26 protein-coding genes are annotated in these 22,775 nt (G+C 73.4%); 11 read left to right on the top strand and 15 right to left on the bottom strand.

All coding sequences use genetic code 11. The annotated features are described in order from the left end of the window. Position 1 precedes the first annotated feature (1 nt). The 3 genes from ABUL08_RS07725 to ABUL08_RS07715 all read right to left on the bottom strand — a co-directional run bounded on the left by ABUL08_RS07725 (position 2) and on the right by ABUL08_RS07715 (position 2,230). Positions 2 to 715, bottom strand: a complete 714-nt coding sequence (locus tag ABUL08_RS07725) for an RraA family protein (protein WP_350935912.1) — start codon at positions 713 to 715, stop codon at positions 2 to 4. A 71-nt stretch (positions 716 to 786) separates the two neighbouring features. Then, positions 787 to 1,416 carry a maleylpyruvate isomerase family mycothiol-dependent enzyme gene (locus tag ABUL08_RS07720; RefSeq protein WP_350935911.1) on the bottom strand — a complete coding sequence of 210 codons (630 nt, stop codon included), beginning with the start codon at positions 1,414 to 1,416 and terminating at the stop codon, positions 787 to 789. A gap of 43 nt (positions 1,417 to 1,459) precedes the next feature. Next, positions 1,460 to 2,230 (bottom strand): dienelactone hydrolase family protein, encoded by a 771-nt coding sequence (locus ABUL08_RS07715; RefSeq protein ID WP_350935908.1) that lies wholly within the window; start codon positions 2,228 to 2,230, stop codon positions 1,460 to 1,462. Between the two features lie 139 nt (positions 2,231 to 2,369). Here ABUL08_RS07715 and ABUL08_RS07710 point away from each other — a divergent pair, with 139 nt between their 5' ends. Then, the gene (locus ABUL08_RS07710; protein WP_350935906.1) at positions 2,370 to 2,720 is read left to right on the top strand and encodes a hypothetical protein; all 351 of its coding nucleotides are present in this window, start codon (positions 2,370 to 2,372) and stop codon (positions 2,718 to 2,720) included. 72 nt (positions 2,721 to 2,792) lie between these two features. Further along, positions 2,793 to 3,533 (top strand): L,D-transpeptidase family protein, encoded by a 741-nt coding sequence (locus tag ABUL08_RS07705; RefSeq protein WP_350935904.1) that lies wholly within the window; start codon positions 2,793 to 2,795, stop codon positions 3,531 to 3,533. A 3-nt stretch (positions 3,534 to 3,536) separates the two neighbouring features. Here the strand turns inward: ABUL08_RS07705 and ABUL08_RS07700 are convergent, their stop codons facing one another. After that, entirely contained in the window at positions 3,537 to 4,694 is a 1,158-nt protein-coding gene (locus tag ABUL08_RS07700; protein WP_350935902.1) for a CaiB/BaiF CoA transferase family protein, read from the bottom strand. Positions 4,695 to 5,018: 324 nt separating this feature from the next. Between ABUL08_RS07700 and ABUL08_RS07695 the strand changes: the two genes are divergently transcribed. Beyond that, positions 5,019 to 6,230, top strand: a complete 1,212-nt coding sequence (locus ABUL08_RS07695) for a hypothetical protein (protein WP_350935899.1) — start codon at positions 5,019 to 5,021, stop codon at positions 6,228 to 6,230. Between the two features lie 14 nt (positions 6,231 to 6,244). Further along, positions 6,245 to 8,326, top strand: a complete 2,082-nt coding sequence (locus ABUL08_RS07690) for a tetratricopeptide repeat protein (protein ID WP_350935897.1) — start codon at positions 6,245 to 6,247, stop codon at positions 8,324 to 8,326. A gap of 12 nt (positions 8,327 to 8,338) precedes the next feature. On the opposite strand, the gene ABUL08_RS07685 is transcribed toward ABUL08_RS07690, so the two are convergent. From ABUL08_RS07685 to ABUL08_RS07675, 3 genes are all read right to left on the bottom strand, one after another. Continuing rightward, positions 8,339 to 9,121, bottom strand: coding sequence for an AfsR/SARP family transcriptional regulator (locus ABUL08_RS07685; RefSeq protein WP_350935895.1), 783 nt, complete (start codon positions 9,119 to 9,121; stop codon positions 8,339 to 8,341). A 90-nt stretch (positions 9,122 to 9,211) separates the two neighbouring features. After that, on the bottom strand, positions 9,212 to 10,141 hold the full coding sequence (locus ABUL08_RS07680) for a diacylglycerol/lipid kinase family protein (protein WP_350935893.1): 930 nt from the start codon (positions 10,139 to 10,141) through the stop codon (positions 9,212 to 9,214). Between the two features lie 131 nt (positions 10,142 to 10,272). Continuing rightward, positions 10,273 to 10,635, bottom strand: coding sequence for an STAS domain-containing protein (locus ABUL08_RS07675; protein WP_350935891.1), 363 nt, complete (start codon positions 10,633 to 10,635; stop codon positions 10,273 to 10,275). A 291-nt stretch (positions 10,636 to 10,926) separates the two neighbouring features. Here ABUL08_RS07675 and ABUL08_RS07670 point away from each other — a divergent pair, with 291 nt between their 5' ends. Further along, entirely contained in the window at positions 10,927 to 11,631 is a 705-nt protein-coding gene (locus ABUL08_RS07670) for a GAF and ANTAR domain-containing protein (protein WP_350935889.1), read from the top strand. A gap of 10 nt (positions 11,632 to 11,641) precedes the next feature. Here the strand turns inward: ABUL08_RS07670 and ABUL08_RS07665 are convergent, their stop codons facing one another. After that, a complete protein-coding gene (locus ABUL08_RS07665) occupies positions 11,642 to 12,427 on the bottom strand; it encodes a nucleotidyltransferase domain-containing protein (RefSeq protein ID WP_350935887.1) in 786 nt (261 codons plus the stop codon). Beyond that, positions 12,424 to 13,107 carry a nucleotidyltransferase domain-containing protein gene (locus tag ABUL08_RS07660; RefSeq protein ID WP_350938543.1) on the bottom strand — a complete coding sequence of 228 codons (684 nt, stop codon included), beginning with the start codon at positions 13,105 to 13,107 and terminating at the stop codon, positions 12,424 to 12,426. Before ABUL08_RS07660 ends, ABUL08_RS07665 begins: the two co-directional genes overlap by 4 nt. A gap of 177 nt (positions 13,108 to 13,284) precedes the next feature. Between ABUL08_RS07660 and ABUL08_RS07655 the strand changes: the two genes are divergently transcribed. Next, the gene (locus ABUL08_RS07655; protein WP_350935885.1) at positions 13,285 to 13,704 is read left to right on the top strand and encodes an MmcQ/YjbR family DNA-binding protein; all 420 of its coding nucleotides are present in this window, start codon (positions 13,285 to 13,287) and stop codon (positions 13,702 to 13,704) included. Positions 13,705 to 13,739: 35 nt separating this feature from the next. On the opposite strand, the gene ABUL08_RS07650 is transcribed toward ABUL08_RS07655, so the two are convergent. Then, positions 13,740 to 14,288: a YceI family protein gene (locus tag ABUL08_RS07650; protein WP_350935882.1), complete on the bottom strand. Its 549-nt coding sequence runs from the start codon at positions 14,286 to 14,288 to the stop codon at positions 13,740 to 13,742. 213 nt (positions 14,289 to 14,501) lie between these two features. Here ABUL08_RS07650 and ABUL08_RS07645 point away from each other — a divergent pair, with 213 nt between their 5' ends. Next, positions 14,502 to 14,786 carry an antibiotic biosynthesis monooxygenase family protein gene (locus ABUL08_RS07645; protein WP_350935881.1) on the top strand — a complete coding sequence of 95 codons (285 nt, stop codon included), beginning with the start codon at positions 14,502 to 14,504 and terminating at the stop codon, positions 14,784 to 14,786. A gap of 53 nt (positions 14,787 to 14,839) precedes the next feature. Next, entirely contained in the window at positions 14,840 to 15,826 is a 987-nt protein-coding gene (locus ABUL08_RS07640; protein ID WP_350935879.1) for a zinc-dependent alcohol dehydrogenase family protein, read from the top strand. 21 nt (positions 15,827 to 15,847) lie between these two features. Here the strand turns inward: ABUL08_RS07640 and ABUL08_RS07635 are convergent, their stop codons facing one another. Beyond that, positions 15,848 to 16,729, bottom strand: coding sequence for an SDR family NAD(P)-dependent oxidoreductase (locus tag ABUL08_RS07635; RefSeq protein ID WP_350935877.1), 882 nt, complete (start codon positions 16,727 to 16,729; stop codon positions 15,848 to 15,850). 58 nt (positions 16,730 to 16,787) lie between these two features. Between ABUL08_RS07635 and ABUL08_RS07630 the strand changes: the two genes are divergently transcribed. Further along, positions 16,788 to 17,231: a winged helix-turn-helix transcriptional regulator gene (locus ABUL08_RS07630; protein ID WP_350935874.1), complete on the top strand. Its 444-nt coding sequence runs from the start codon at positions 16,788 to 16,790 to the stop codon at positions 17,229 to 17,231. 98 nt (positions 17,232 to 17,329) lie between these two features. On the opposite strand, the gene ABUL08_RS07625 is transcribed toward ABUL08_RS07630, so the two are convergent. From ABUL08_RS07625 to ABUL08_RS07615, 3 genes are all read right to left on the bottom strand, one after another. After that, positions 17,330 to 18,154 (bottom strand): methyltransferase domain-containing protein, encoded by an 825-nt coding sequence (locus ABUL08_RS07625; protein ID WP_350935872.1) that lies wholly within the window; start codon positions 18,152 to 18,154, stop codon positions 17,330 to 17,332. A 141-nt stretch (positions 18,155 to 18,295) separates the two neighbouring features. After that, positions 18,296 to 18,853, bottom strand: a complete 558-nt coding sequence (locus ABUL08_RS07620; protein WP_350935870.1) for a dihydrofolate reductase family protein — start codon at positions 18,851 to 18,853, stop codon at positions 18,296 to 18,298. Between the two features lie 114 nt (positions 18,854 to 18,967). Beyond that, positions 18,968 to 19,666 (bottom strand): SDR family oxidoreductase, encoded by a 699-nt coding sequence (locus ABUL08_RS07615; protein ID WP_350935868.1) that lies wholly within the window; start codon positions 19,664 to 19,666, stop codon positions 18,968 to 18,970. A gap of 215 nt (positions 19,667 to 19,881) precedes the next feature. Here ABUL08_RS07615 and ABUL08_RS07610 point away from each other — a divergent pair, with 215 nt between their 5' ends. Both ABUL08_RS07610 and ABUL08_RS07605 read left to right on the top strand, forming a co-directional pair. Then, positions 19,882 to 20,079 (top strand): hypothetical protein, encoded by a 198-nt coding sequence (locus ABUL08_RS07610; protein WP_350935866.1) that lies wholly within the window; start codon positions 19,882 to 19,884, stop codon positions 20,077 to 20,079. Between the two features lie 32 nt (positions 20,080 to 20,111). After that, positions 20,112 to 21,236 (top strand): SPFH domain-containing protein, encoded by a 1,125-nt coding sequence (locus tag ABUL08_RS07605; protein ID WP_350935864.1) that lies wholly within the window; start codon positions 20,112 to 20,114, stop codon positions 21,234 to 21,236. 132 nt (positions 21,237 to 21,368) lie between these two features. On the opposite strand, the gene ABUL08_RS07600 is transcribed toward ABUL08_RS07605, so the two are convergent. After that, complete coding sequence (locus ABUL08_RS07600; RefSeq protein ID WP_350935862.1) at positions 21,369 to 22,661, bottom strand: GAF domain-containing protein; 1,293 nt, start codon at positions 22,659 to 22,661, stop codon at positions 21,369 to 21,371. Between the last annotated feature and the right edge of the window lie 114 nt (positions 22,662 to 22,775).

Genomic DNA, 22,775 nt, shown 5'->3' with positions numbered 1-22,775 from the left:
GTCACTCCTCGATCGCCCCGCCCACCGCGCGCAGGTGCTCGCGAAAGGTCAGCGCCGGCTCCCGCTCCCGCCGCGCAAGGTACGCCCCGAAGCCCACCTGCTCCCGCAGCGACACCCCGGCCCGGATCCGGTCGGCCTGCCGGCGTTCGGTGTCCCGGATGGCCTCGGCCAGCCCGATCAGCTCGTCGACCTGCGCCGCCGGCACGAAGAGCACCCCGTCGTCGTCGCCGAGCACCACGTCGTCCCGGTCCACCGGCCACTCCCCCACCGTCGCCGACGTCAGCGCCCCGGCGGGCCGGGGATCCAGCCGCAGCGGGCCGGTGGGGATCGCGCCGGCGCTGAAGACGGGCAGCCCGACCGCCCGGAGGTCGGCGGTGTCGCGGTGCAGCCCCCAGATCACCACCCCGGCCAGCCCGGCGGCGGACGCCTCCAGGACGACCAGGTCACCGACGCAGCTCTCGTCGACCCGGCCGGCGTTGTCCACGACGAGCACGTCACCGGGGGCGGCCCGGTCGATCGCCTCCAGGAAGATGTCGACGCTGCCCACGTGCCGGGCCGGCGCGACCCGGCCGGCGAGGCGTACGCCGGGCAGGACGGGCCGGACGGCGGCCGGGGCGCAGCGCACCGGCACGGCGGCGCGCAGACAGGCGTCGGCGACGTGGGCGGTGGTCAGGGCGGCGAACCGTCGGTGCAGTTCGTGCGGGTCCAGGCTCATGTCCCGACGGTAGTCAGCGGTGCCCGCTCCGGTGGCGGGCCACTTCGCCGTTCGTGGCCTGCGCGGCCGGTTCAGCTCCCGAGCCGGTCCCGCAGCACCGGCACACCGTCGCCGCGCAGCTCGGGCAGGACGACGGTACGACCGGTCAGCGCCAGCAGCAGCGCCTCCGCCGTGCCCTGCACCACCGGGCCGGTCCCCCACACCCAGTCCTGGTCGGTGGCCTCGAAGCGCAGCCCGGCGCGCAGCCGCCGGCCGCCGAAGGCCACCGAGCGGCGGCTGACCAGGAAGTCCAGCGACGTGCGCAGCCGTTTCGGGTGCAGCTGGTGCGGCAGGCCCAGCGGGCGGCGGATGTCCTGCCCGTGCACCTGGAGGTCGGTGAGCTGACCGAGGTGCCCGACGACGGGTGGCGCGAAGCGGTTCTCCGCGTTGTCGCGCAACGCGGCGACCAGCTCCGGCACCGGCCGCCGGGCGATCGTCCGGGCCAGCCGGGCGTTGGCGCGGTGCAGGCTGAACCCGCTGCGCAGCAGGATCGGCAGGACGGCGCGCGGGCGGGTCAGGAACGGTGACACCAGGTGCGCGGTCACCTCCCGCACCGTCCACGAACCGCACAGGCTCGAGGTGTCCCACTGCTCCGGGCTCAGCGACTCGACCAGGTCGGCGACCTGCCGCCGCTCCGCCGCGATCATCGTGACCACGTCCACGGCGGGGAGACTACCGCCGGTAGCGTCGTGACGCTGTCCCCTGTTACATCCGCCGCGCGGCGAGTCGGCCGATGGTGCGGTCGAGCAGGTCGAACAGGGCGGTCCAGTGCCGCTCGGTGGCCGCCTCGTCATAGATCGGCGTGTCGGCCATCGTGTAGCCGTGGTGCGCCCCGGTGTAGACCTCGGAGCGGTAGGTGACACCGGCCGCGTCGAGCGCCTTCTCCAGGGTGGCGATCTGCTCGGCGGTCATCGACTGGTCGTTGTCGGCGTGCCCGAAGTACAGCTCACCGGTCACCGCGCCGACCGCCAGGTGCGGGCTGTCCGGCGCGTCGGTGACGATCCGGCCGCCGTGGAAGCTCGCCACCGCGGCGATCCGGTCCGGGTGGGCCTCGATGGCCCGCAGCGCGTTCGTGCCGCCCATGCAGTAGCCGGTGATCGCCGCCGGGCCCGCCGCGACGCCGGGCTGCGCGGCCAGGAAGTCCAGGTAGGCGGCGGTGTCCCCGGCGACCAGGTCCGGGGTGAGCGCTCCGATCATCGGGTTGAGCTGCCCGAACAGCGCGCCGCGCCGCTCCGCGTCGGCCAGCCCGGACAGGTCGACCAGCGGTGCCCGACCGAAGCGGTGGAACAGGTTCGGCACCAGCACGACGTAGCCCTCGGCGGCGATCCGCCCTGCCATCTCGGCGAGCCGGGGACGCAGCCCGAACGCGTCCATGAAGAGCAGCACCGGCGGGAACGGCCCGTCCCCGTCCGGCCGGACGAGATACGCGTCGGCGACCCCGTCGCCGACCGGAACGTCCACCGTCGTCGTCCGCATCTGATCCACCCCTCGCCGCACCGGTTTCCCGCCGTGCAGGCTACCCCCGTGGCCGCCGCCCGGCACGGCAGCCCGTGCCGGCCTCTGGCGTCCGCGCGGCGGGTCGGGGCATGCTGGGTGGATGGGAGAGGTGCGACCGATGCCCAGCTTCGGTGACCTGTTCACCGACGTACGCGGCGACGACCGGACGATGCGGGTCAGCTACCACCCGGACCGCGGCGCGGTGGTGGTGTCCCTGTGGAGCGGCACGCTCTGCCGGGGCTCGTTCCGGATGCCCGTCGACGACCTGGACCGGCTGACGGCCCTGCTCGCCGAGATCCGCTCCTCGACGGTCCCGGCGACACCCGCCGCGCCGGCCGGCGGCGGGTCGGGGGCCGCCGTCGCCGGCGGGCCGGTGCCGGCCGCGCCGGCCGTCGACCAGACCGGCGACATCACGGGTACGACCCACCGCCGCGCCATGCCGATCCTGCCCGTACCCCGGGTGGCCTGACGGCCCGGCGGGACACCACGGGGCGGCCGTGCGGTCTACCGTCGAGACAGGAGTTCGGAAGGGAGGGACCCCATGGTTCCCGTCTCACCACCCAGCACCCCGCACCGCCATGTCGGCCCGCGCGCCGCTCTCGGGATGGCGCTCCTCGTCACCGGCCTCGCCGTCCCCGCCGCCCCGGCGGCGGCCGGCGTCACCACCGGGGCCAGCCGGGCCGTGGCCGTCCAGGTCGCCCTGTCGAGCACGGCGCAACCCGTGCTGCGGCAGGGTTCGCGCGGCAGCGCGGTGACCGGCCTGCAACGACGGCTCGCCACGCTGCACTACGACGTCGGCTCCGCCGACGGGATCTTCGGGCCGTCCACGTTCCACGCGGTCGTGGCCTTCCAGAAGGTCAACGGCCTGACCCGGGACGGCATCGTCGGGCCGCGCACCTGGGCGGCCCTCGACCGGCCGGTGATCCCCCGGCCGAAGTACTCGCACACCGGCTACTCGGTGGAGGCGAACCTCACCACGCAGGTGCTGTACCTGGCCCGTGGCGGCTCGGTGGTCCGCATCCTGGACGCCTCCAGTGGCAAGTCCAGCACCCCCACGCCCACCGGCAACTACACGATCCTCCGGCGGATCGACGGCTGGCGGCAGAGCGACCTGGGTCTGCTGTGGCGCCCGAACTACTTCTACCGGGGATACGCGGTGCACGGCGCCACGTCGGTCCCGAACTATCCGGCCAGCCACGGCTGCGTCCGGGTGCCCATCCCGGCGATGAACCGGCTGTGGTCGATCATCGGGGTCGGCGTACCGGTCCACATCTACCGCTGAGCGTCAGGACGGCTGCCGCCCCAGCCAGGTGAGGACTTCGGTGGTGTGCTCGCCGAGCCGGGGTGGTGGCCGGTGGTAGGTGGCGGGCGTCGCCGACAGGGTGATCGGGTTGGCGACCTGACGGGCCGGGTGCGGCCGGTCCGGCCCGGGGACGTCCACGACCGGCGTCAACCCCAGGTCGGTGGCGAGCCGGAACGCCCCGGCCAGGTCGTTGACCGGCCCGCACGGCACCCCGAGCCCGCTGAGCGTCGCGGCCAGGTCGTCGGCGGGCCACCGCGCGGTCCGCTCGGACAACACGGCGATCAGCCCGGCGCGGTGGCGTACCCGGTCGGCGTTGGTGGCGTGGCGCGGATCCGTCGCGACGGCGGGCAGGTCGAGCGCCTGGCACAGGGCGCGGAACTGGGCGTCGGTGCCGACCGCCACCGCCAGCGGACGGTCGGCGGTGGGCAGCAGCTCGTACGGCACGATGCTGGGGTGGGCGTTGCCCAGGATGCCCGGCACCACGCCGGCGCTGACATAGCCGGACGCCTGGTTGACCAGGGCGGACAGCAGCGACGAGAGCAGGTTGACCTCGACGTGCTGACCGACGCCGGTGACCTCGCGGTGGCGTAGCGCGGCCAGGATGCCGACCGTGGCGTGCAGGCCGGTGATCACGTCGACCACCGCGACGCCCGCCTTGACCGGTTCGCCCGGCCGCGCTCCGGTGACGCTCATCAGCCCCCCGACGGCCTGGACGAGCAGGTCGTATCCGGGGAGGTCGGCGCCGGGCCCGGCGCCGAAGCCGGTGATCGAGCAGTAGACGGCGCGGGGGTTGACGGCGGCGACGTCGGCGTGGCCGAGGCCGTGGCGTTCCATCGTGCCGGGGCGGAAGTTCTGCACGACCACGTCCGCCCGGCGGACCAGTTCGCGGGCGGCGGCCAGGTGGTCGGGATCGGTCAGGTCCAGCGCGACGGAGCGCTTGTTGCGGTTGACGGCCAGGTGGTAGGTGGCGGTGCCGTCGGCGTCGTACGGCGGGCCCCAGGCGCGGGTGTCGTCACCGGCGCCGGGCCGTTCGACCTTGACCACGTCGGCGCCGAGGTCGGCCAGGAGCATGGTGGCGTACGGCCCGGCGAGGACCCGGCTGAAGTCGGCGACGAGCACCCCGTCCAGCGAACCGGTCATGGCGGCCTCCCCTTCCCAGCGGGTTCACCATAGCGCCGCCCGGCGCCGTGGTCCTCGGCGCCGGTGACCGGCGGAAACACCGACGGTGGACGGCGGGTGGACCGGCGGGTGGCAGGTTCTGCGGTAGGACCTCACACCCCCGGAGGGAGGAACGAGATGAAGAAGATCGTCGTGCGCAAGCCGGGCACCGTCCGGCTGACCACCGCCGCCACGTTCTACGACAACCCGCTCTGCTGGCCGTTCTGAGCCGGCGGGACCGTCACACCGGGGCCTGGACCGTCACACCGGTCCGGGCCCCGGCCCCACCACCGGGGGAAGGCCACCATGACGACCGTACCGTCCACGCTGCACCAGCCGCTGCGCGTGTATCCGCTGACCTACCTGCCCGACGGGGACGACGTCGTGGTGGGTCGTACCGATGTCGAGTCCTTCGGGGTCTTCCCGCCCGACGGTGCGGAACTGCTCCGGCGGATCGCCGACGGGATGCCACCGGCCGAGGCCGCCGACTGGTACGCCGAGACCTACGGCGAACAGGTCGACCTGGCCGAGTTCCTGGGCGTCCTGGAGGAGCTGGACTTCCTGGTCGGTGACGTCCCGCCGGCCACCACCGTCGCGCCGCTGCGCTGGCAGCGGCTGGGCCGGTGGCTCTTCTCCCCGCCGGCCTGGATCCTGTACGCGCTGCTGATCGCCGGCGCGGTCGCCGCGATGGTGGCCCGGCCCCGGCTGGCCCCGCAGACCGACAACCTCTTCTACACGGACTACGTGACGGCGCTGGCCTTGACGGTGTTCCTCGGGCAGATCCCGCTGATCCTGGTGCACGAGAGCTTCCACGCCCTGGCCGGGCGCCGGCTGGGGCTGCGCTCCACCCTCCGGATCAGCCACCGACTGCACTTCCTCACCTTCGAGACCAGCCTGGACGGTCTGGTCGTGGTGCCGCGCCGGCAGCGATACCTGCCGATGCTCGCCGGCATGCTGGCCGACCTGCTGCTGATCTCGGTGCTCACGCTGGTTGCCGCGGCCGCCCTCCGCCCGGACGGCACGCCGTCGCGGCTGGGCGGTTTCTGTCTGGCCCTGGCGTTCCTGACCCTGCTCCGCTTCGCCTGGCAGTTCGCCTTCTATCTGCGCACCGACCTCTACGGGGTGGTCACCACCGTGCTCGGCTGCCACGACCTGCAGGGCGCGGCCCGTCGGGTGCTCGGCAACCGGGCCCGGCGGCTGGTCGGGCGTACCCCGGTCGACGAGTCCGGGCTGCACCCGCGGGACCGCGCGGTGGCCCGCTGGTATTCCTGGCTCCTGCTCATCGGGTACGGAGTCTCGCTCGGTGTGCTGGCGCTGGCGGTGCTGCCGACCACGGTGCGCACCATCGGCATGGCCGCCACCCGGCTGGTGCGGCAGAGCCACGGCGGCACCGGGATCGTCGACGCCCTGATCTTCCTCACCGTCACCGTCGGTCAGCTCGTCCTGGTCGGCGTGCTGATGCTGCGCAACCGTCGACAGCGGCGCTCCGCCGCCGACGTCCGTCACCTGGCCCAGTGAGAGGAGCGCGCACGATGGCGCAGCACCTGTGGATCACCGGCGACCATGCGTACCAGCGCCTGGCCGCTGCCCGCGCCCTGACCGCCGTGCCGCTGGCGGAGCCGGTCGACGCGCACCGACGCCGGTTCGGGCCGTACACCGGGGCGAACGCGCTCCTCACCGCGCTCGTGCCGGAGATGCTGGCGCGTACGCCGGAGCTGGTGCGCAGGCACGACATCGAGGTGCTCTCCGTCGCCCCGGACCTGCGGCCGCTGGTGCCCGCCTCCCGGGAGACGCTCACCTCCCTGGCGGTGCCGGCCGAACGGACCCGGTTCTACTCCCGGGTGCGTACGCTGCGGCTCTCCCACGGCCTCGCCGAGCTGCTCCGCGACCACGTCCGCGCGCTGGGCGGCCCGCGCCGCGTCCTGGTGCTGGACCGCCTGGACGAGGCCGACCCGACCGACGCCGAGTTCGTCTCGGTGCTGCTGCGCCGGCTCGATCCCGACCTGCTCACCGTGGTCGTCGGCACCGGTACCGGACCGCTCGACGAAAACCTGGCCGCCGACCTGGCCCGGTACGCCCAGCGGCGCGACGCACCGCCGGTGCCCTCCCCCGGTGCGCCGCCGGCCGACCCGGCCCGGGCCTACGTGGCCTCCGACTGCTGCGCCGACGACCCGGCCCTGCTGGCCGCCTACGCCGAGCTGGACCCCGCCGCCCGGTGCCGGCTGCACGCCGAGCGGGCCGAGCAGCTGCTCGCCACCGGGCTGCGGTCGCCGAAGCTGGGCGCGGTGCCGTACCACCTGGAGCGGGCCGGCGACCCGGCCGAGGCGGGTGCCCGGGCGCTGCTGGAGGCGCTGAACTACTGCGTGGACATGGGCTTCTATCACGCCACCCTGGACCTGGGCCGGCGTGGCCGGGCGGTCGTCGACCGGGCCGCCCGGGAGGGCGCGTGGTGGGCGTTCACCACCAAGATGACCACCTCGCTGTCGGCGCTGGGCCGGCCCGAGGAGGCCGAGGAGCTGTACGACGAGGCCCGCTCGCTGAGCGTCAACCCGATCATCCACCGCCAGGCCGCGTACGCCACCGCGATGATCTACACCCGGCACCGGGACCCGGACCACCGGGACCACGTGCGCGCCCGGGCCTGGATCAACCAGGCGATCGCGATCTCCAGCCTCCAGCCGGAGGGCGCCGACCGCAGCTTCTCCACGGTCTTCCAGCAGAACGGGCTGGCCCTGATCGAGATGCACCTGGGCAACCTGCCCGGCGCGCTGGAGCTGGTCGCCACCGGCCTGGCCCGGCTCGACGAGGAGCTGGGCGCGGACGAGCACCGGCTGCACCGCTCGGTGCTGCTGCACAACCGGGCCCAGGTGCTGGCCGCGCTGGGCCGGCTGGACGAGGCGCTGGCCGACTTCACCGCGGTGATCGCGGACGACCGCAACCATCCCGAGTACCACTTCGACCGGGCGAACCTGTTGCACCGGCTGGGCCGCGACGAGGAGGCACTGGCCGGTTACGCGGAGGCCATCCGGCTCGGTCCGCCGTTCCCGGAGGCGCACTACAACCGGGCCGACGTGCTGGCCGGCCTGGGCGACCTCGACGCCGCGCTGGCCGATCTGAGCTATGTGCTGGAGATCGACCCGACCAATGTGGACGCGCTGGTCAACCGGGCCGGCCTGTACGCCGTCCTGGACGACGGGGCGGCGCTGCGCGCCGATCTGGACGCCGGGCTGGCCCTGGACGGGGAGAACCCGCACCTGCTGTGCCTGCTCGGCCAGGTGCAGGCCGAGGAGGGCCGGACCGCCGAGGCGGAGCGGTCGTACCGGCGGGCGCTGGAGGTGGACGGGGGCTCGACCGCCGCCTGGTCGGGTCTGGCCGCGCTGGCCTTCGACGCGGGCGATCCGTCGGCAGCCGTCGACCACCTGGACCGGGCGCTGGCCGTCGGCGACGACGCGGCGCTGCGGTACAACCGGGCCACCGCCTACCGGGCGCTGGGCCGGTACGACGACGCCCTGGCCGACCTGGCCCGGGCGGCCGAGCTGGACCCGACCGACGAGGAGATCCGCCGCGAGCGGACCGAGTGCGCCCGAGCCCTGGGGGTGGCCGCCGGTCGGTGACCGGCCCGCCGGTCACCCGACGAGGACCCGCCCGTACGCGTCGCGCAGCAGCGCGCCGGGGGTCAGGCCCAGCTCACGGTCGAGCAGCCGGCAGGCCCGCTGGTACGCGGTGATCGCCTCGGCCCGCCGGCCGGCCAGGGCGAGAGCCCGGATCAGCATCGCCCACCACTGTTCGGCCAACGGCTGATCCGCGACGAGGCGGCGGAGCAGGGTGATCGTGCCGTCCGGGTGGCCGGCCGCCAGCTCCGCCTCGATCAACACGGCCTGGGTGCCGCGCAGCAGCTCGTGCAGGTGCGCCCGGTCCGCCGCGGACATCGCCTCCGGTCTGCTCTCGACCGGTTCGGCCGGTCCCAGCGACAGGGCGGCGGCGAGCAGCCGGCCGGCGTCCGCCGGGTCACCGGCCGCCAGCGCCTGTCGGCCCTGGTCGACGAGGCCGTGGAAGACGTGCAGGTCCAGTTCGCCGGGCTCGACGCGCAGCCGGTAGCCACCGGGCCGGCTCTCCAGCCGGTCGCTGCCGTGTCCGGCCTCGACGAGCAGGGTGCGCAGCCGCCACACGTAGGTCTTGAGGTTGCCCGGTGCCGAGCGGGGCGGATGCTCGGCCCAGAGCAGCTCCGTCAACCGGCCGGCGGTGACCCACTCGTTGCTGCGCATCAGCAGGCTCGCCAGCAGGCTGCGCTGCTTGGCTGTCGGCGCTTCGCGCCAGGTGCCGTCGGTGGTGCGCACCGCGACGGTGTCCAGCACCCGGTAGCGCACCGCGTGACCCCACCGGCTGGTTACTCTCGCGTACTGAAGCATGACAGTACGTTATCGGCCCGGTGGGTCGGAGGTGATTCTCGTGGTGTGCGGCCTTCATCGAAGATCGCCTCTGCCGCGTGGCGGTGCCCGTCAGTGGTCGGGGCTGCCGGCGGCGGCCATGATCCGCAGCGCGTTCGGGTCCAGCCCGATCCGGATCGGGGTCTCGCCGTAGGGCTCGCCGTCGACCTCGACGCGCGCCGGCGGGTCGGTCTCCACCCAGAGGTGCCGCACGGCGAGGAACGGCTCCTCGCGCAGGGTGCGGCGGCGGCCCCCGGCCGCGTTGCGGGCCGTCTCGCGCAGCAGCCCGCGCCGGGTCGGGCCACCCACCGGGTACGCGACCAGCAGCCGGTCGTCGGCGTTCGCGTCGGCGGTGATCGGCCGGCCGGCGTGGAAGCCGCCGTTGGCCACGTACACCTGGTGGGTGGCGAAGTCGTGGTCGCGCCCCTCGGCGCGGACGGTGACCCGCAGCGGACGGTGCCGGCGCAGCAGCCCCAGCGCGGTCAGCGGGTACGCGAGCCGTCCGGCGACCCGTTTGAGTCGCGGCGGCGCGGCGAGCATCACGTCGGCGGAGAGGCCGATCCCGACGTGGTTGGTGAAGCGCAGGTCGCCGACGAGGCCGAGGTCGACGTCGATCACCGTGCCGTCGGTGAGGACCGCGACGGCGGCGTCCAGGTCGAGCGGGATGCCCACGGTGCGGGCGAAGTTGTTGGTGGTGCCGAGCGGCAGCAGGCCGAGCGCGACGTCCCGGTGGGCGAGCAGCCGCGCGGCGGTGCCGATGGTGCCGTCGCCGCCGCCCGCGACCAGCAGGTCCGGCCGGAGGTCGGCGGCCTCGGCGAGGCGCTGCTCCAGCTCGGCGGGCCGGTCGACGGGACAGCTGCCGAGCAGGGTGAAGCCGGCCGCCAGCAGCCGGGACCGGGCACCCTCGTAGAGCCGGCGCCCGCGCCGGGAGTGGGCGTTGACGACGAGCGCCGCCCGTCGGTCCCGCCGGATGGCCGCGCCCAGCTCCTGCTTGGTCCGCATGCTGCCAGAGCCTATCGCCGCACGTCACGCCCCCGACCCGCCGACGCACGCGTTTACGTTGATCAACGGCCGGGTACCAGGACCGCCGTCAGCAACGGGTACGACCCAATGGACGCGGAGGGAAAGGCAGGTCAGTCGGTGGCGAACTCCTGCTCCAGGCCGACCAGTTCGAGTACGGCGACGATGATCCGGGACGGCGTGCGCACCACCAGTGCGCGCCCGCTCGAGGCGACCCGCTGGCGCGCCGTCAGCAGCGCCGTGACCCCGGCCGCGCAGAAGAAGTCCACCCCGCTGAGGTCGAGCACCAGCACCGGCGGCGGTTGGCCCGCCAGCACGCTGTCCACGAGGTCGACGAGCAGGCCGGCGGTGTCCATGTCCAGCGGGCCGTGCGCCTTCACCACGGTCGCCGCGCCCTCGTCGGCGAGCGCGAGGGACAGCAGCGACGGTCTGATGACTTCCCGCACCGCACAGGGTGGTGCCTGATGGACAGACATGAGCAGCTCCTCGGCGAGGATGTCGGGACCGGGTCGGCGCTCGGCCCGCTGGCTGCGGGCGGCACTGGTCCTGGGCTCATGTCCGAACCCACCCCGACCTTAGCCGGGTACGGCCCGATCCGCACCCCTCTCGTCGCGGGCGCGTACGCGTCGGCGATGAACTCCGCCGACCTGCCGGTGACGAGGCGGGTCAACGCGTCACCGGCAACGAAACGGACATCCACTTCCGGGGAGGTGGCAGTGGTCTCCCATACCGCGCAGTCGCATTTCGCCTCGGCGTACAGCAGTCTGTTGGTCCTGCTGGCCGACTCACCGCAGGTCGACGTCTTCCTCGACCAGGTGGTCCGGGTCGCGACGGAGGTCGTCGCCCCCGCCGAGGCGTGCGGGCTGACCGTGCGCCGCGAGAGCGGCGCGTTCACCGTCGCCAGCAGCGGCGAGCTGGCCGCGCGGGGCGACGAGGTCCAGTACGGGGCCGACGAAGGGCCCTGCCTCGAAGCACTGCGCCGGGGCCGGGTCGTCGAGGTCGTCGACCTGGGCACCGACGGCCGCTGGCCCCGCTACCGGGACCACGCGCTGCGGCTCGGCGCGGTCAGCTCGCTGTCGCTGCCGATGACGGTCGAGCGGGAGACGGTCGGCGCGTTGAACCTGTACGCCACCCGGCCCGCCGCCTTCACCGGCACGACACACCGGCAGGCCGTCGCCTTCGCCGACCAGGCGGCGGCTGCGCTGGCCGTCATCCTCCGGCAGGCCGAGCAGGCGCTCCTGCAGCAGCAGCTCGCCGACGCGATGGCCTCCCGCAGCATCATCGACCAGGCGCTCGGGGTGCTGATGGGTCAGCAGCGGTGCACCGCGACGGAGGCGTTCACCCTGCTGCGGCAGGCGTCGCAGCACCGCAACCGCAAACTGCGCGACGTGGCCACGGAGATCATCACCCAGGTCACCGGGGAGTCCCCGCGGCCCGCGCCCGGATTCGTGAACCCCCGCCAGCAGCCCTGACCGGCGGCTTCTAACGGGACGCGAGCGTTGCCAGCCGGGCGTCGACGACCAGGGCGTCGAGCTGCGGCGTCGCGGACGGCTGCTCGGGCAGTCGGCTGTCCTGCTGTGCCTGGTCGAGCCGCTCGGCCAGGTCCCGCAGGTCCCGGTCGAGGACGTCGCGGGAGACCAGATCGCCCAGATCGCCGTGTTCCGCCGTACGCTTCGCCGCGATCAACTCCGGCAGGTAGGCCGGGGCGGGTTCGGCCGCCAGCAGCGTCGGCAGGTGCGCCTGCACCTGCCCGGTCCGCAGCAAATGGATGCCGGTCAACAGGGCGCGGAAGGTGTAGAGCAGCGGTTTGAGCTGCCCGGTGGTGTCGAAGAGTCGCCGCTGGGTGGCGGCGAAACCCCGGTAGTGGTGGCCGTGGTGCCGGGTGAGCACGCGCGGTGCCAACTCGACCAGCGCCGCGTGCGTCGGCGTGCTCTGCACCACCAGCGGCGACAGGAGCTGTTCCAGCACGTACCCGTTGCGCCGCAGCATCAGCCGGACGAACTTGCGCAGGTCGTGCGTGACGAGGTCCATCTCGACGTCGTCGCGGTCCGCCATCACCATCCGGGTCTCCGCCGGCTCGCCGAGCCCGATCAGCTGCGCGACCGGCAACAGGTGGACGCCGCGCAGGTCCACGTCGGAGTCGACGGACGGAAAGCCGTACAGGTGGGCGCCGGAGACCGTGGCGAAGACCATCGGGTACGGCTGCTCCGCGACCACCGCCGTCAGGTCGAGACGGGCCGGCAGCCCGGCCGCGTCGAGCGCGTTCATGCCATCTCCTCCACCGAGCGGCGTCGTACCGAGATCAACCACTGGTCCACCCGGGCCTCGTCGGGATGGTCGGGAAGCGGGCTGGCGTCCAGGTCCCGCACCAGCTCGGCCACCAGGCGGTCCCGCCAGGCGGCGACCTCCGTCCACGGCAGCCGACCGGCCTTGACCGCGAGCAGCCGGTCCCGGTCCGCGCCCACGTCCAGCACCAACTCCCCCGTCCGCACCAGGTGCCCGCCCGCGGTGAGCAGCCGGATCAGGTGTACGACGTGCCGCCACGTCGGCGTACCGGACCGGGCGACACCCCGCTCGGCCTTGGCGAACTGGGCGGCGGCGTAGCCCAGATAGGTGTCGGCCACCCGCCGGGACAGGAACGCCGGGGCGAGCGCCCGCAACTCGTCGCCGACCGGCGTGCAGATCTCCACCAGCGGAGAGTGCAGCACCTCCAGCACGTTCGGGTTCGCCGCCAGGCCGAGGACGCAGACCCGCTCCACCTCCCAGCGCAACTGCTCCGGCTGGGGGCCCTCGTGGTGCTTCGCCGGTTTGGTCAGGCCCCAGAAGGCGGCGGCCGGCAGCGCGTACACCCCGCGCCGGTCGGTGTCCGAGCCGGGACCGGCCAGACCGAACGCGTGGGACCCCACGACGACCTGGAGGATCGTCCGGTCGTCGACCAGCCGGTCCATCGCCTTGTCGGGTTCGCGGTACGTCACCGCCGCACCCTACTCACCCGGCCACCCGCGCCGCAGGTGTGATTCGGTGCCGGATCCGTCCCGGCCCGTCGGCCCTCGGGGTCCGGGGCGGGGCCGCTGTCGTGGTGCGGCTGGGCGGGAGTGTCGGAGGTGCCGGATAGCGTCCGGGGCGTGACCGGCCCCGGCGACGTCCCACCCGAGATCCTCGACCGGCTCCGGCCCGTCTGCCTCGGGCTACCGGAGACCTACGAGGAGCCGGCGTGGGTGGGCACGCGCTGGCGGATCCGCAAGCGCACGTTCGCCCACGTGCTCGCGGTCGGTCCCGACCATCCGGCGGCCCGCGCCCGGGCCGCCGCGACCGACCAGCCGTTCTGTGTGCTGACGTTCCGGTCACCCGGCGACGAGATCGGCGGGCTGATCGGCGGCGGCCACCCGTTCTACAAGCCGGACTGGGCGGCGGACGTGGTCGGCATGGTGCTGGACGGCACGGTCGGCTGGGACGAGGTCGCCGAGCTGCTGACGGAGAGCTACCGCGTGCTGGCGCCGAAACGGCTGGCCGCCCAGGTCGACCGGCCGCCCGAGCCCGGATAGCGACACGTCGGGCGGGAAGCCGGGCGACCCGGAGGTCACCCTCCCGGCCGGAACTCGATCTCCACCTGGACGTCGTCACGGACCTTGAGCGCGCCGAGGAAGGCCGAGTACGGCTTGATGCCGTAGGCCGACTGGGTCACCACCGTCGTGGCGCGGTACCGGTCGGGGGCCACCTCCCGCACCTGCACGTCGATGGGGGCGGTGACCCCGTGCAGGCTGAGAGTTCCGCTGACGGTGGTGCAGTCGTCGGCGGTGGTGACCCTGGTGGAGTCGAAGGTGGCCCTCGGGTGGTGTGGGACGTCCAGCGTCCGCCGGGCGTTGGTCTCGATCTCGCCCCGGTCCTTGTCGGTCAGCGGACGCGCGCCGCCGCTGCCCTCCCGCACGGCCAGGGAACCGAGCTCGACGTGAGCTGTCACGGTGGCGTCCGCCGCCCCTGTCTCGGGCACGTCGACCTGCGCCGACCAGTCGGTGACCTCGATGGTCAGGTCGTGGCCGACGGCCGAGCCGACGCCCGCGCGGCCCGTACGCAGCAGCATCCGTCCGTTATCCGGGCCGAACCGCAGTCGGCCGGTGCTGATCACCACCCTGCCCAGGGTAGGCGAAATGCCCGTTGTCGCGTCCCGTTCACGGCGGACCGGACAGGTGGGCACGGAACCGGGTGAACGTAGGGCGTCCCTGGGTCACGTGCGTCCCGGAAACCTCGCCCTTCCGGGCGCGCATGCCCACCGGATCGTTGGGCAAGCGGCAACAGCCGCAAACCGCAGGTCAGGAGGACGACTTTGAGCGAGGCACTCGAAATGACGACGTTCCGGCTCGCCCCCGGCCGCACCGGCGCCGACTTCCTCGCCGCCAACGAGGACATCGACGACTACCTGCGGCGGCAGCCGGGCTTCCGGTGGCGCCGGATCACCCAGGCCGACGACGGCACGATCACCGACATCGTCGCCTGGGACTCCGCCGCCGACGCCCGGCGCAGCGCCTCGGGGATCATGACCGAGATGGCCGACTCCCCGGTGCACGCCACCATCGACCACGCCACGGTCGACTTCCGGATCGCCCCCGTGCTGCACCACCTCACCTGATCCAGTCGACCAGCGTCCCTGGGAGGCCTCGAGAACAGGAAGGACAGGCCGGCATGCGTGCGGTGGTACTGCGAGAATTCGGTGCTCCCCTGCGGGTCGACGAGATCGATCAACCCGTCGCCGGCACCGGCCAGGTGCTCGTGCGGATCGGGGCCAGCGGCGTCAACCCGTTGGACACGAAGATCCAGGCCGGGAAGGCTCCGCACGCCCGCGTACGACCGCCGGCGGTCCTCGGCATGGACCTCGCCGGCGTCGTCGTCGCCGTGGGCCCGGCCGTCACGGGCTTCGCGCCCGGTGACGAGGTGTACGGACTCACCGGCGGCGTCGGCGATCTGCAGGGCTCGCTGGCCGAGTACGCCGCCGTGGACGCCCGGCTGCTGGCGCGCAAGCCGCGCGCGCTGTCGATGCGGGAGGCCGCCGCCCTGCCGCTGGCCCTGATCACCTCCTGGGAGGGGTTGGTCGACCGCGCCGGGGTCCACGCCGGGCAGAAGGTGCTGGTGCACGGGGGTGCCGGCGGTGTCGGGCACGTCGCCGTCCAGCTCGCTCGGGCCCGGGGCGCCGAGGTGTACGCCACGGGTGGCCCGTCCAGCCTGGGGGTGATCGAGAGCCTGGGCGCCGTGCCGATCGACTACCGCGCCACCAGCGTGGAGGAGTACGTCGCGGCGTACACCGCAGGTGAGGGCTTCGACGTCGTCGCCGACAACGTGGGCGGCTCGACGCTCGACGCGTCGTTCGCGGCGGTGCGCACCTACCACGGACACGTCGTCAGCGCGTTGGGCTGGGGGACGCACTCCCTCGCGCCGCTGTCGTTCCGCGGCGCGACCTATTCCGGGGTGTTCACCCTGCTGCCCCTGCTGACCGGGCAGCGCCGCGAACACCACGGCGAGATCCTGCGTGCGGGCGCGGCACTGGCCGACGCCGGTGAGCTGCGCCCCCGGCTCGACCCACGTCGGTTCACTCTCGGCACGGTCGGCGAGGCGCACGACGTGGTCGGCAGGGGTGCCACGCAGGGCAAGGTGGTCGTCGACATCGACGGCTGAGCGCGCGGCACCCCTACTGCGCTATCCGGCGGGGCTGTCCTGGGCGAGTCGAGGATGGCTGCCGGGGCCGGGGTCGCGGTGTTCCGGGGCTGCCACCAGGCCGCTCATCACCCGTCCCATGATCCTGGTCCGCAGCGGCCGGGGCAGCGGGGCCAGCGACCAGGCCAGGGTCTTGGACAGGGGGCCGGGACTGACGGTCATCCGTCGCCCGAGAGCGTTGAGCGTCGCCTGCGCCACCTGCATCGGTTGCGCGGCGGTGGTGAGGCGCATGCCGGCCCGGTCGCCGAAGCCGGAGGTGACCGGGCCCGGGGTGCTGGTGACGACGTCGACGCCGCGGGGACGCAACTCCACGTGGAGCGCCTCACCGAGCGCCTGCACGTACGCCTTGGTCGCCGCGTAGTGGGCCGCCTGCGGCGTTCCCTGCCGGCCCACCAGGGATGCCAGCAGCACTATCCCTCCCCCGCCTCGGCGCGTCATCCGGAGCGCCGCCGTGTGGGTGAGGTCCAGCACGGCCCGGCAGTTGACGTCGAGCATGGACTGCTCCGTCGCCGGGTCGGCGTCGACGAATGGTCCACTCGTTCCGAAGCCGGCGGCCGCGACCAGGAGGCCGATGTCCAGTTGTGCGGTCGCGTCGTGGACGGCCTGCGTTCCCTGCGGCGTCCCCAGATCGGCGGCGACGACCCGGGTCTGGACGCCGTGGCGCTGCCGGAGCGTCGCGGCGACCTCGGCGAGTTCCTCACCGCGGCGGGCGACCGCGATCACGTTGATGCCGGTCGAGGCGATCGCGGTCGCCATGGCCCGGCCGATGCCGGACGAGGCGCCGGTGACCAGCGCCCACGGGCCGTAGCGCCGCCGGAAGGCGGAAGGGCGGCGAAGGGTTCCCTCCGCAGTCGGTAGCTTCACGAGACTGACTTTATCGGTCGTGGGTCTCGTCACGCTACCCACTTGTTAGGATCGGCCCGTGCTCGCCAACGACTACCCCGACCAGGTCTGCTCGGTGGCGCGCACCCTCGAAGTGGTCGGTGAGCGGTGGACGCTGCTGATCCTGCGGGATGTCCTGCTCGGCCGGTGCCGCTTCGACGAGCTGGCCGAGAGCGTCGGCGTGCCACGGACGGTCCTCACCCGACGCCTCACGCGCCTGGTGGAGCACGGCGTGCTGGAGCGCCGCCCCTATCAGCGTCGCCCGGACCGGTTCGAGTACGTGCCGACGCCCAAGGGCCGGGAGCTGTTTCCGGTCGTCGCGCTGCTGATGATGTGGGGCGACCGGCACTACCCGGCCGAGGGTGGGCCGCCGCGGGCGCTGCTGCACCGGGGCTGCGGCGGGCGACTCACAGAGCGGTTCAGCTGCGCCTCGTGCGGGCAGTCGCTCTCCTTCGACCAGATCGACGCCGTCCCGGCGGGGTGACCGGCGCTCCGAGTCCCCGTCCGCAGTGGTGATCGCGGTGGGGTGGCGGCCCGCTCATGCCGCCACCCGGTCACCTCCGGGGGCTTCGGGGAGTGTGCTCAGCCCGGGCGGCGTCCCCACGCCGAGATCAGCGGCGCGAGGGTGAGGTCGAGTTCGCCGGCGTCGACGGCGGCCAGGTGCGCGTCGATCTCGGCGTCGTCGGCCAGCCCTGCGGCGAGCAACTCGGCGCGGACCATGCGTACCGTCGCGGTCTCCAGCCGGTCGCAGGCCACCCCGCCGACCGGGAAGCAGCCGGCCGCACAGACATCGACCAGGCCCGCCGCACGCAACGCCCGCGGCAGCGTACGGCCGTAGCGCAGATCGGCGCCGCGGCGGGTCATCAACTCCCGGACGGCACGCCGCAGCCGGTTGGCGCGCTGCTGCGCCGGGCCGACCTCATCCAGGCAGGCGAGCGGCTGCAGCTCGGTGTCGGCGTCCTCCACCAACAGCCAACCGCCCGGCCGCAGCGCCGCCACCATCGTCGCCAGGGCCCGGGCACGGTCGGGCACGTGAACGAGTACGAGCCGCGCGTGCACCAGGTCGAACGCGCCCATCTGCGGCGGCGGGTCCGCCACGACGTCGTGCCGGAGCACTTCGTACCCGCCGTGCGGGTCCAACCAGGCCGGATCGAGGTCCGTGGCCAGCACGTGACCGGTTGGCCCGACGGCCGTGGCGAGTGCCTGGGGAATGCCGGGGCCTCCGGCACCGACTTCCCAGCAGCGCCAGCCCGCCCGCACTCCGAGCCGGTCGAAGTGCCCCCGGGTGACACCGTCGAACAGCTCGGCCAACCAGGTGAACCGCTCGCCCGCCTCCACCCGGGCGTTGTCGAGCAGGTAGCGCTGATCCGGGGCAGACCCAGGGGTGCGCCGCGACGACGAACTCATGCGTACATCCTCACGCCCGGCCGGGTGCGGTGTCAGCGCGACCCGGGCGGAAACCAGCCGCGGCCGGCTCCCGCCGACCCGGGCGATGGGTTCGGAGGACGCCGAACCGCCGGTGAGCCGACCGCGATGGACTCCGGTGGTTCAGCGCGCGCGGCGGTAGTGCACGGCCACCACGCCGTTGCTCATCGGCTCCGCCGAGAGCAGCTCGAGCCGGCGCGTGCCGGGCAGCCCGTCCTGGTACAGCGTCGGGCCGTGGCCGACGATCCTGGGCTGGACGAGCAGCCTGTACTCGTCGATCAGGTCCAGCCGGTCGAGCGCGGTCGCGAGCTTGCCGCTTCCGAGGAGGACTCCGGCCGGGGTCGCGTCCTTGAGCTTCTGCACGCCCTCGCGCAGATCGCCGACGATCTGGTGGCTGTTGGCCCACCCGAAGTCCCCGCGCGTCGACGACACCACGTACTTGGGTTTGGCCTCCAGCTTGACCGCCCACTCGTGCAGGGCCGGCGGCGCCTCCTGGTCGCCGCGGGCGACGGCCGGCCAGTAGCTCTCCATCAGCTCGTAGGTGACGCGGCCCCACAGCATCGCCCCGCTCTCGTCCATGAGACGGGTGAAGAAGGCGTGCGTCTCGTCGTCGGCGATCCCCTCCTGGTGGTCGACGCAACCGTCCAGGGTGACGTTGAGGCTGAAGGTCAGCGATCCCATGGCCGGCGAGTCTAGCGCCACGACGGCGCCGGTCGGGCGGTCGACGCGTCAGCGAGCGGGGGGTGCGCGCGCCGGTCTCGTTCGACTCGTCGGCCTGGCTGCGCACCCGGGGTCTCAGCCGAGCTGGCCGGTGGGCCGCACCACGAGTTGGCTGACGTCGACGCCCTCGGGCTGGTTGACGGCGAACAGGATCGTGTCGGCGATCTGCTCGACGGTCAGCGCCGGTGCCGCCTGCGGGGTTCCGCCGCGCTCGTCCCAGAACGGGCTGTCCACCACGCCGGGGGCGACGAGCGTGACCCCGACGCGGTCCTTGGCCACCAGCAGCCGGACGTTCTCGACCAGCGCGTGCACGGCCCACTTGGTGACCGAGTACATGTTGCCGGGCGTGTTCCTGATGCCCGCGACCGAACCGACGACCACGATCCGGCCCTTGGACTCCCGCAGGTACGGCAGGGTCTCGCGCACCAGCAGAGCCGGGCCGAGGACGTTGGTCAGGACCATGGAACGCATGGCCTCGGGGTCGTGGTCCTCCAGCGTGCCGGGCAGGGAGAAACCGGCGTTGGCGATCACGGTGTCGAGCCGCCCCCAGGTGTCCACGACCTGACGTACGGTCGCGGCGACAGCGCTGGCGTCGCCGGCGTCACCGACGATCGTCAGCAGCTGCTCCCCGGCCCCGGCGGAGGCGGCAAAAGCGGCCAGCCGCGCGGCATCGCGGCCGGTGACCGCCACGCGGTGCCCCTGCTTGAGCAGTCCCCGGGCGGTGGCCGCGCCGATCCCGCTCGAACCGCCCGTGACCACGGTGACAGGTGCCATCAGACGGTCTCCTCATCGACGCCGGGCGTCGGCAGGAATCCAGTTGTTGATCAACGCCGACCGACGCATGATATCCGAGCCACCGAGGGACGTCGGCCCCCTTTTCCCCTGGCCGATCCGGGCGGACAATGCTCTGCGAGGGCGCGGGCAGTGGTCGGCGCCCGATCGCGGGGAGCATGGTGGACGGTCGGTTGCTGGTCGGCAGGATCGGGCGCGTGGTGCACGCGCTGCGCGGCGGTGATCGCCCTGGCGAGGTCCGGGTCATGGTGGACGGTATCGCGCACTATTACCTCGCGTACGCGTCGACGCCGGTCCCGGCCGGCTCCGAGGTACTGATCATCAACAACCGTGGCGCGCGCCAGGTCGACGTCGAGCCATGGCCCACCGTGGCCGGGGGCGAGAGCCCCCGGTAGGACAGAAGGGTCGTCCAGTGTTCGGATACCGCGTGCCCGCCCCCAACGAGGCGTTGCTCATCAGCGGACGCAAGCAGCGGGGAGCGGATGCGCTGCCATTCAAGATCGTCACAGGTCACGGGGTCTTCGTGGTGCCGGTCTTCTCCAAAGCCACCCGGCTCACGCTCGCCATGCAGGAGGCCGAGGTCGTCGAGGACTGCTACACCAAGCAGGGCATCACGCTGACCGTGCAGGCCGTCATCGCGTTCAAGGTCGCTGACGACCACGAGTCCATCGCCGCCGCCGCCCGGCGCTTCCAGGGCGACCAGAGCCAGATGCCCACCCTGGTCGGGCGGATCTTCAGCGGCCACCTGCGCAGCATCATCGGCAGCATGACCGTCGAGTCGATCATCCGCGAGCAGCAGACCCTCGCCGACGCCATCGTGGACGCCAGCAAGACCGAGATGGCCCGGATCGGCCTGGCCGTCGACTCCCTGCAGATCAGCAGCATCGACGACAAGGGCGTCGGCTACATCCGGGCGCTCGCCGCGCCGCACCAGGCCAAGGTCGACCAGGACGCCAAGGTGGCGCAGGCCGCCGCGGACCAGGCCAGTGCGATGGCGCAGCAGGAAAGCGTGCGCCACCAGGCCGAGTACGCCCGACAGACCGCGATCGCCCGCGCCCAGTACCAGGCCGAGATCGACCAGGCCCAGCAGACCGCGGCCCAGGCCGGCCCGCTGGCGGCGGCGCGCGCTCAGCAGGAGGTGCTGGTCGAGCGGGCTCTGGTGGCCGAGCGCAACGCTGAGCTGAGGCAGGCCGAACTGATCGCCGAAGTGGTCCGTCCCGCCCAGGCGGAGGCGGAGCGGATCCGCACGCTGGCCCAGGCGCAGGCCGACGCCACCAAGCTCTCCGCCGAGGCGGCCGCCGCGCAGAACCGGATCGCCCTGGACCAGCGGGTGATCGAGCAGCTGCCCGACATGCTGCGCGCCGCAGCCGCCGGCCTGCAAGGCGCCAACGTCACGGTGCTCAACGGCGCCGACGGGCTCAACGGCGTGGTCGCGTCGTTGGCCGGTCAGGGCATGGCACTGCTGGACGCCGTCCGCAGCGGGATCGCGCCGACCGCCGGAACTCCCGTGGAGCGGCCGGCAGTGAACGGGACGCCGGTCTCCACCAACTGATGCGGCCGCGAGGACCGGCCGCCACGTCGACCGGTCCTCGCCGGCGGGATCGTCCGGCGAGTCACCTCGGTGACCTGGCGGGACCGGCGTCCGCGCCGGTGTGCGGAGCGCAGTCGAGGAACGCGACGGTGGTCAGCGGTTGAGGTAGGCGGCGAGGCCACCGAGTTCTTCGGTGGCGATGAACACCGATCGCACGTTGAGGATGGCCTCTTCGACGTGGGCCGGGCAGCCCCAGGCGGCGTCGCCCCAGGAGTCGGCGACCTTGATCTCCGCCGCGGCGGTGCAGCCGGGTTCACCGCCGAGCTGACAGCGATCGGGACGCGGCCTGGTGGCCTGCGCGGCCGCGGCGGCACGAACCCGGTTGGTCAGTTCCGCCGCGGTGGCGGCGCGCTGCTCGGCCTCGGCGCGCAACTTCTGCTCGGCGCGTACCGCTCTGGCCAGCTCATCGTGGGCTGCCCTGGCGTGAGCCTCGGCGGCTGCCTTCGCCCGTTCGACGTGGTGACGTTCGATGGCCAGGGCGGTGGTGCCGGCGAAGACGCGGGTGAGGGCGAGGTCGTGGTCCTGCGGGACCCGCGGGGTGCGGTGGTACATGGCGAAGGTGCCCAACAGGCCACCGTCGCGGGCCAGGATCGGCGTCGACCAGCAGGCGGCCACGCCGGCCCGCTCGGCCAGGCCCCGGAAGTCGTCCCAGAACGGGTCGGTGGCGATGTCGGTGACGATGACCGGTTCCCGGCGGTGGGCGGCGGTGCCGCAGGAACCGACACCTTCCCCGGTGGCGATTCCGTCGATGGCCTGGTTGTAGAAGTCGGGGAGGCTCGGCGCGGCGCCGTGGCGCAGGTGCCGGCCGTCGGGGTCGGCGAGCAGAACGGAGACGAGCACCTCCTGCGGGGCGAAATTCTCGATACAGCGGGCCATCCCGTCGAGCACCTCGGCCAGGGGTGCCTGGCGGGCGATCTGCTCCAGCAGGGCACGGTGTTCGGTCATCAGCCGTTGAGCGTGCTTGACCTGGGTGGTCTCCACACCGATGACCCGGATCCCGGTCACGGTGCCGCTGGCGTCCCGGCGCGGCTCGTAGGTGACGTCGAAGAACGCCTCCCGTGTGTGCGGGCCGCTGCCCAGCATCACCCGCACGTCACGGCCGGTGTAGGGCTCCCCCGTGCCGTAGACCTGGTCGAGCAGAGCGAGGAAGCCCTGGCCGGCCAGTTCGGGCAGCAGGTCCACGAGTGGGGCGCCGGTGCGGAGCCGCTCTTCGCCGATGGTGGCGATGAACGCCGGGTTCGCCGTCTCCAGCAGGTGCTCGGGCCCCGACAGCGAGGCGAAGACGGCGGTGGACTGCCCGAAGAGCGCTCGTAGGTCCTCCTCTGCCGCCGCCCGGGCAGAAGCCGGATCCACAGCGGTGGGCCGGTGACCTGATACCGCGGTCACGTGTTGGTCCGCCTCTCCTTGCGGATACGCAAAACGGTCGGTGGCGCGCCGGTCACCGACGGTCTCCACACCTCACAGAGGGCTTGCCGAGGCCGTTCGTGCAGCCTACCGACG

The organism is Micromonospora sp. CCTCC AA 2012012, assembly GCF_040499845.1.
GTDB lineage: Bacteria > Actinomycetota > Actinomycetes > Mycobacteriales > Micromonosporaceae > Micromonospora > Micromonospora mangrovi.
Note: the sequence above shows the minus strand (reverse complement) of the source record. Positions and strands in the feature narration are given on the sequence as shown.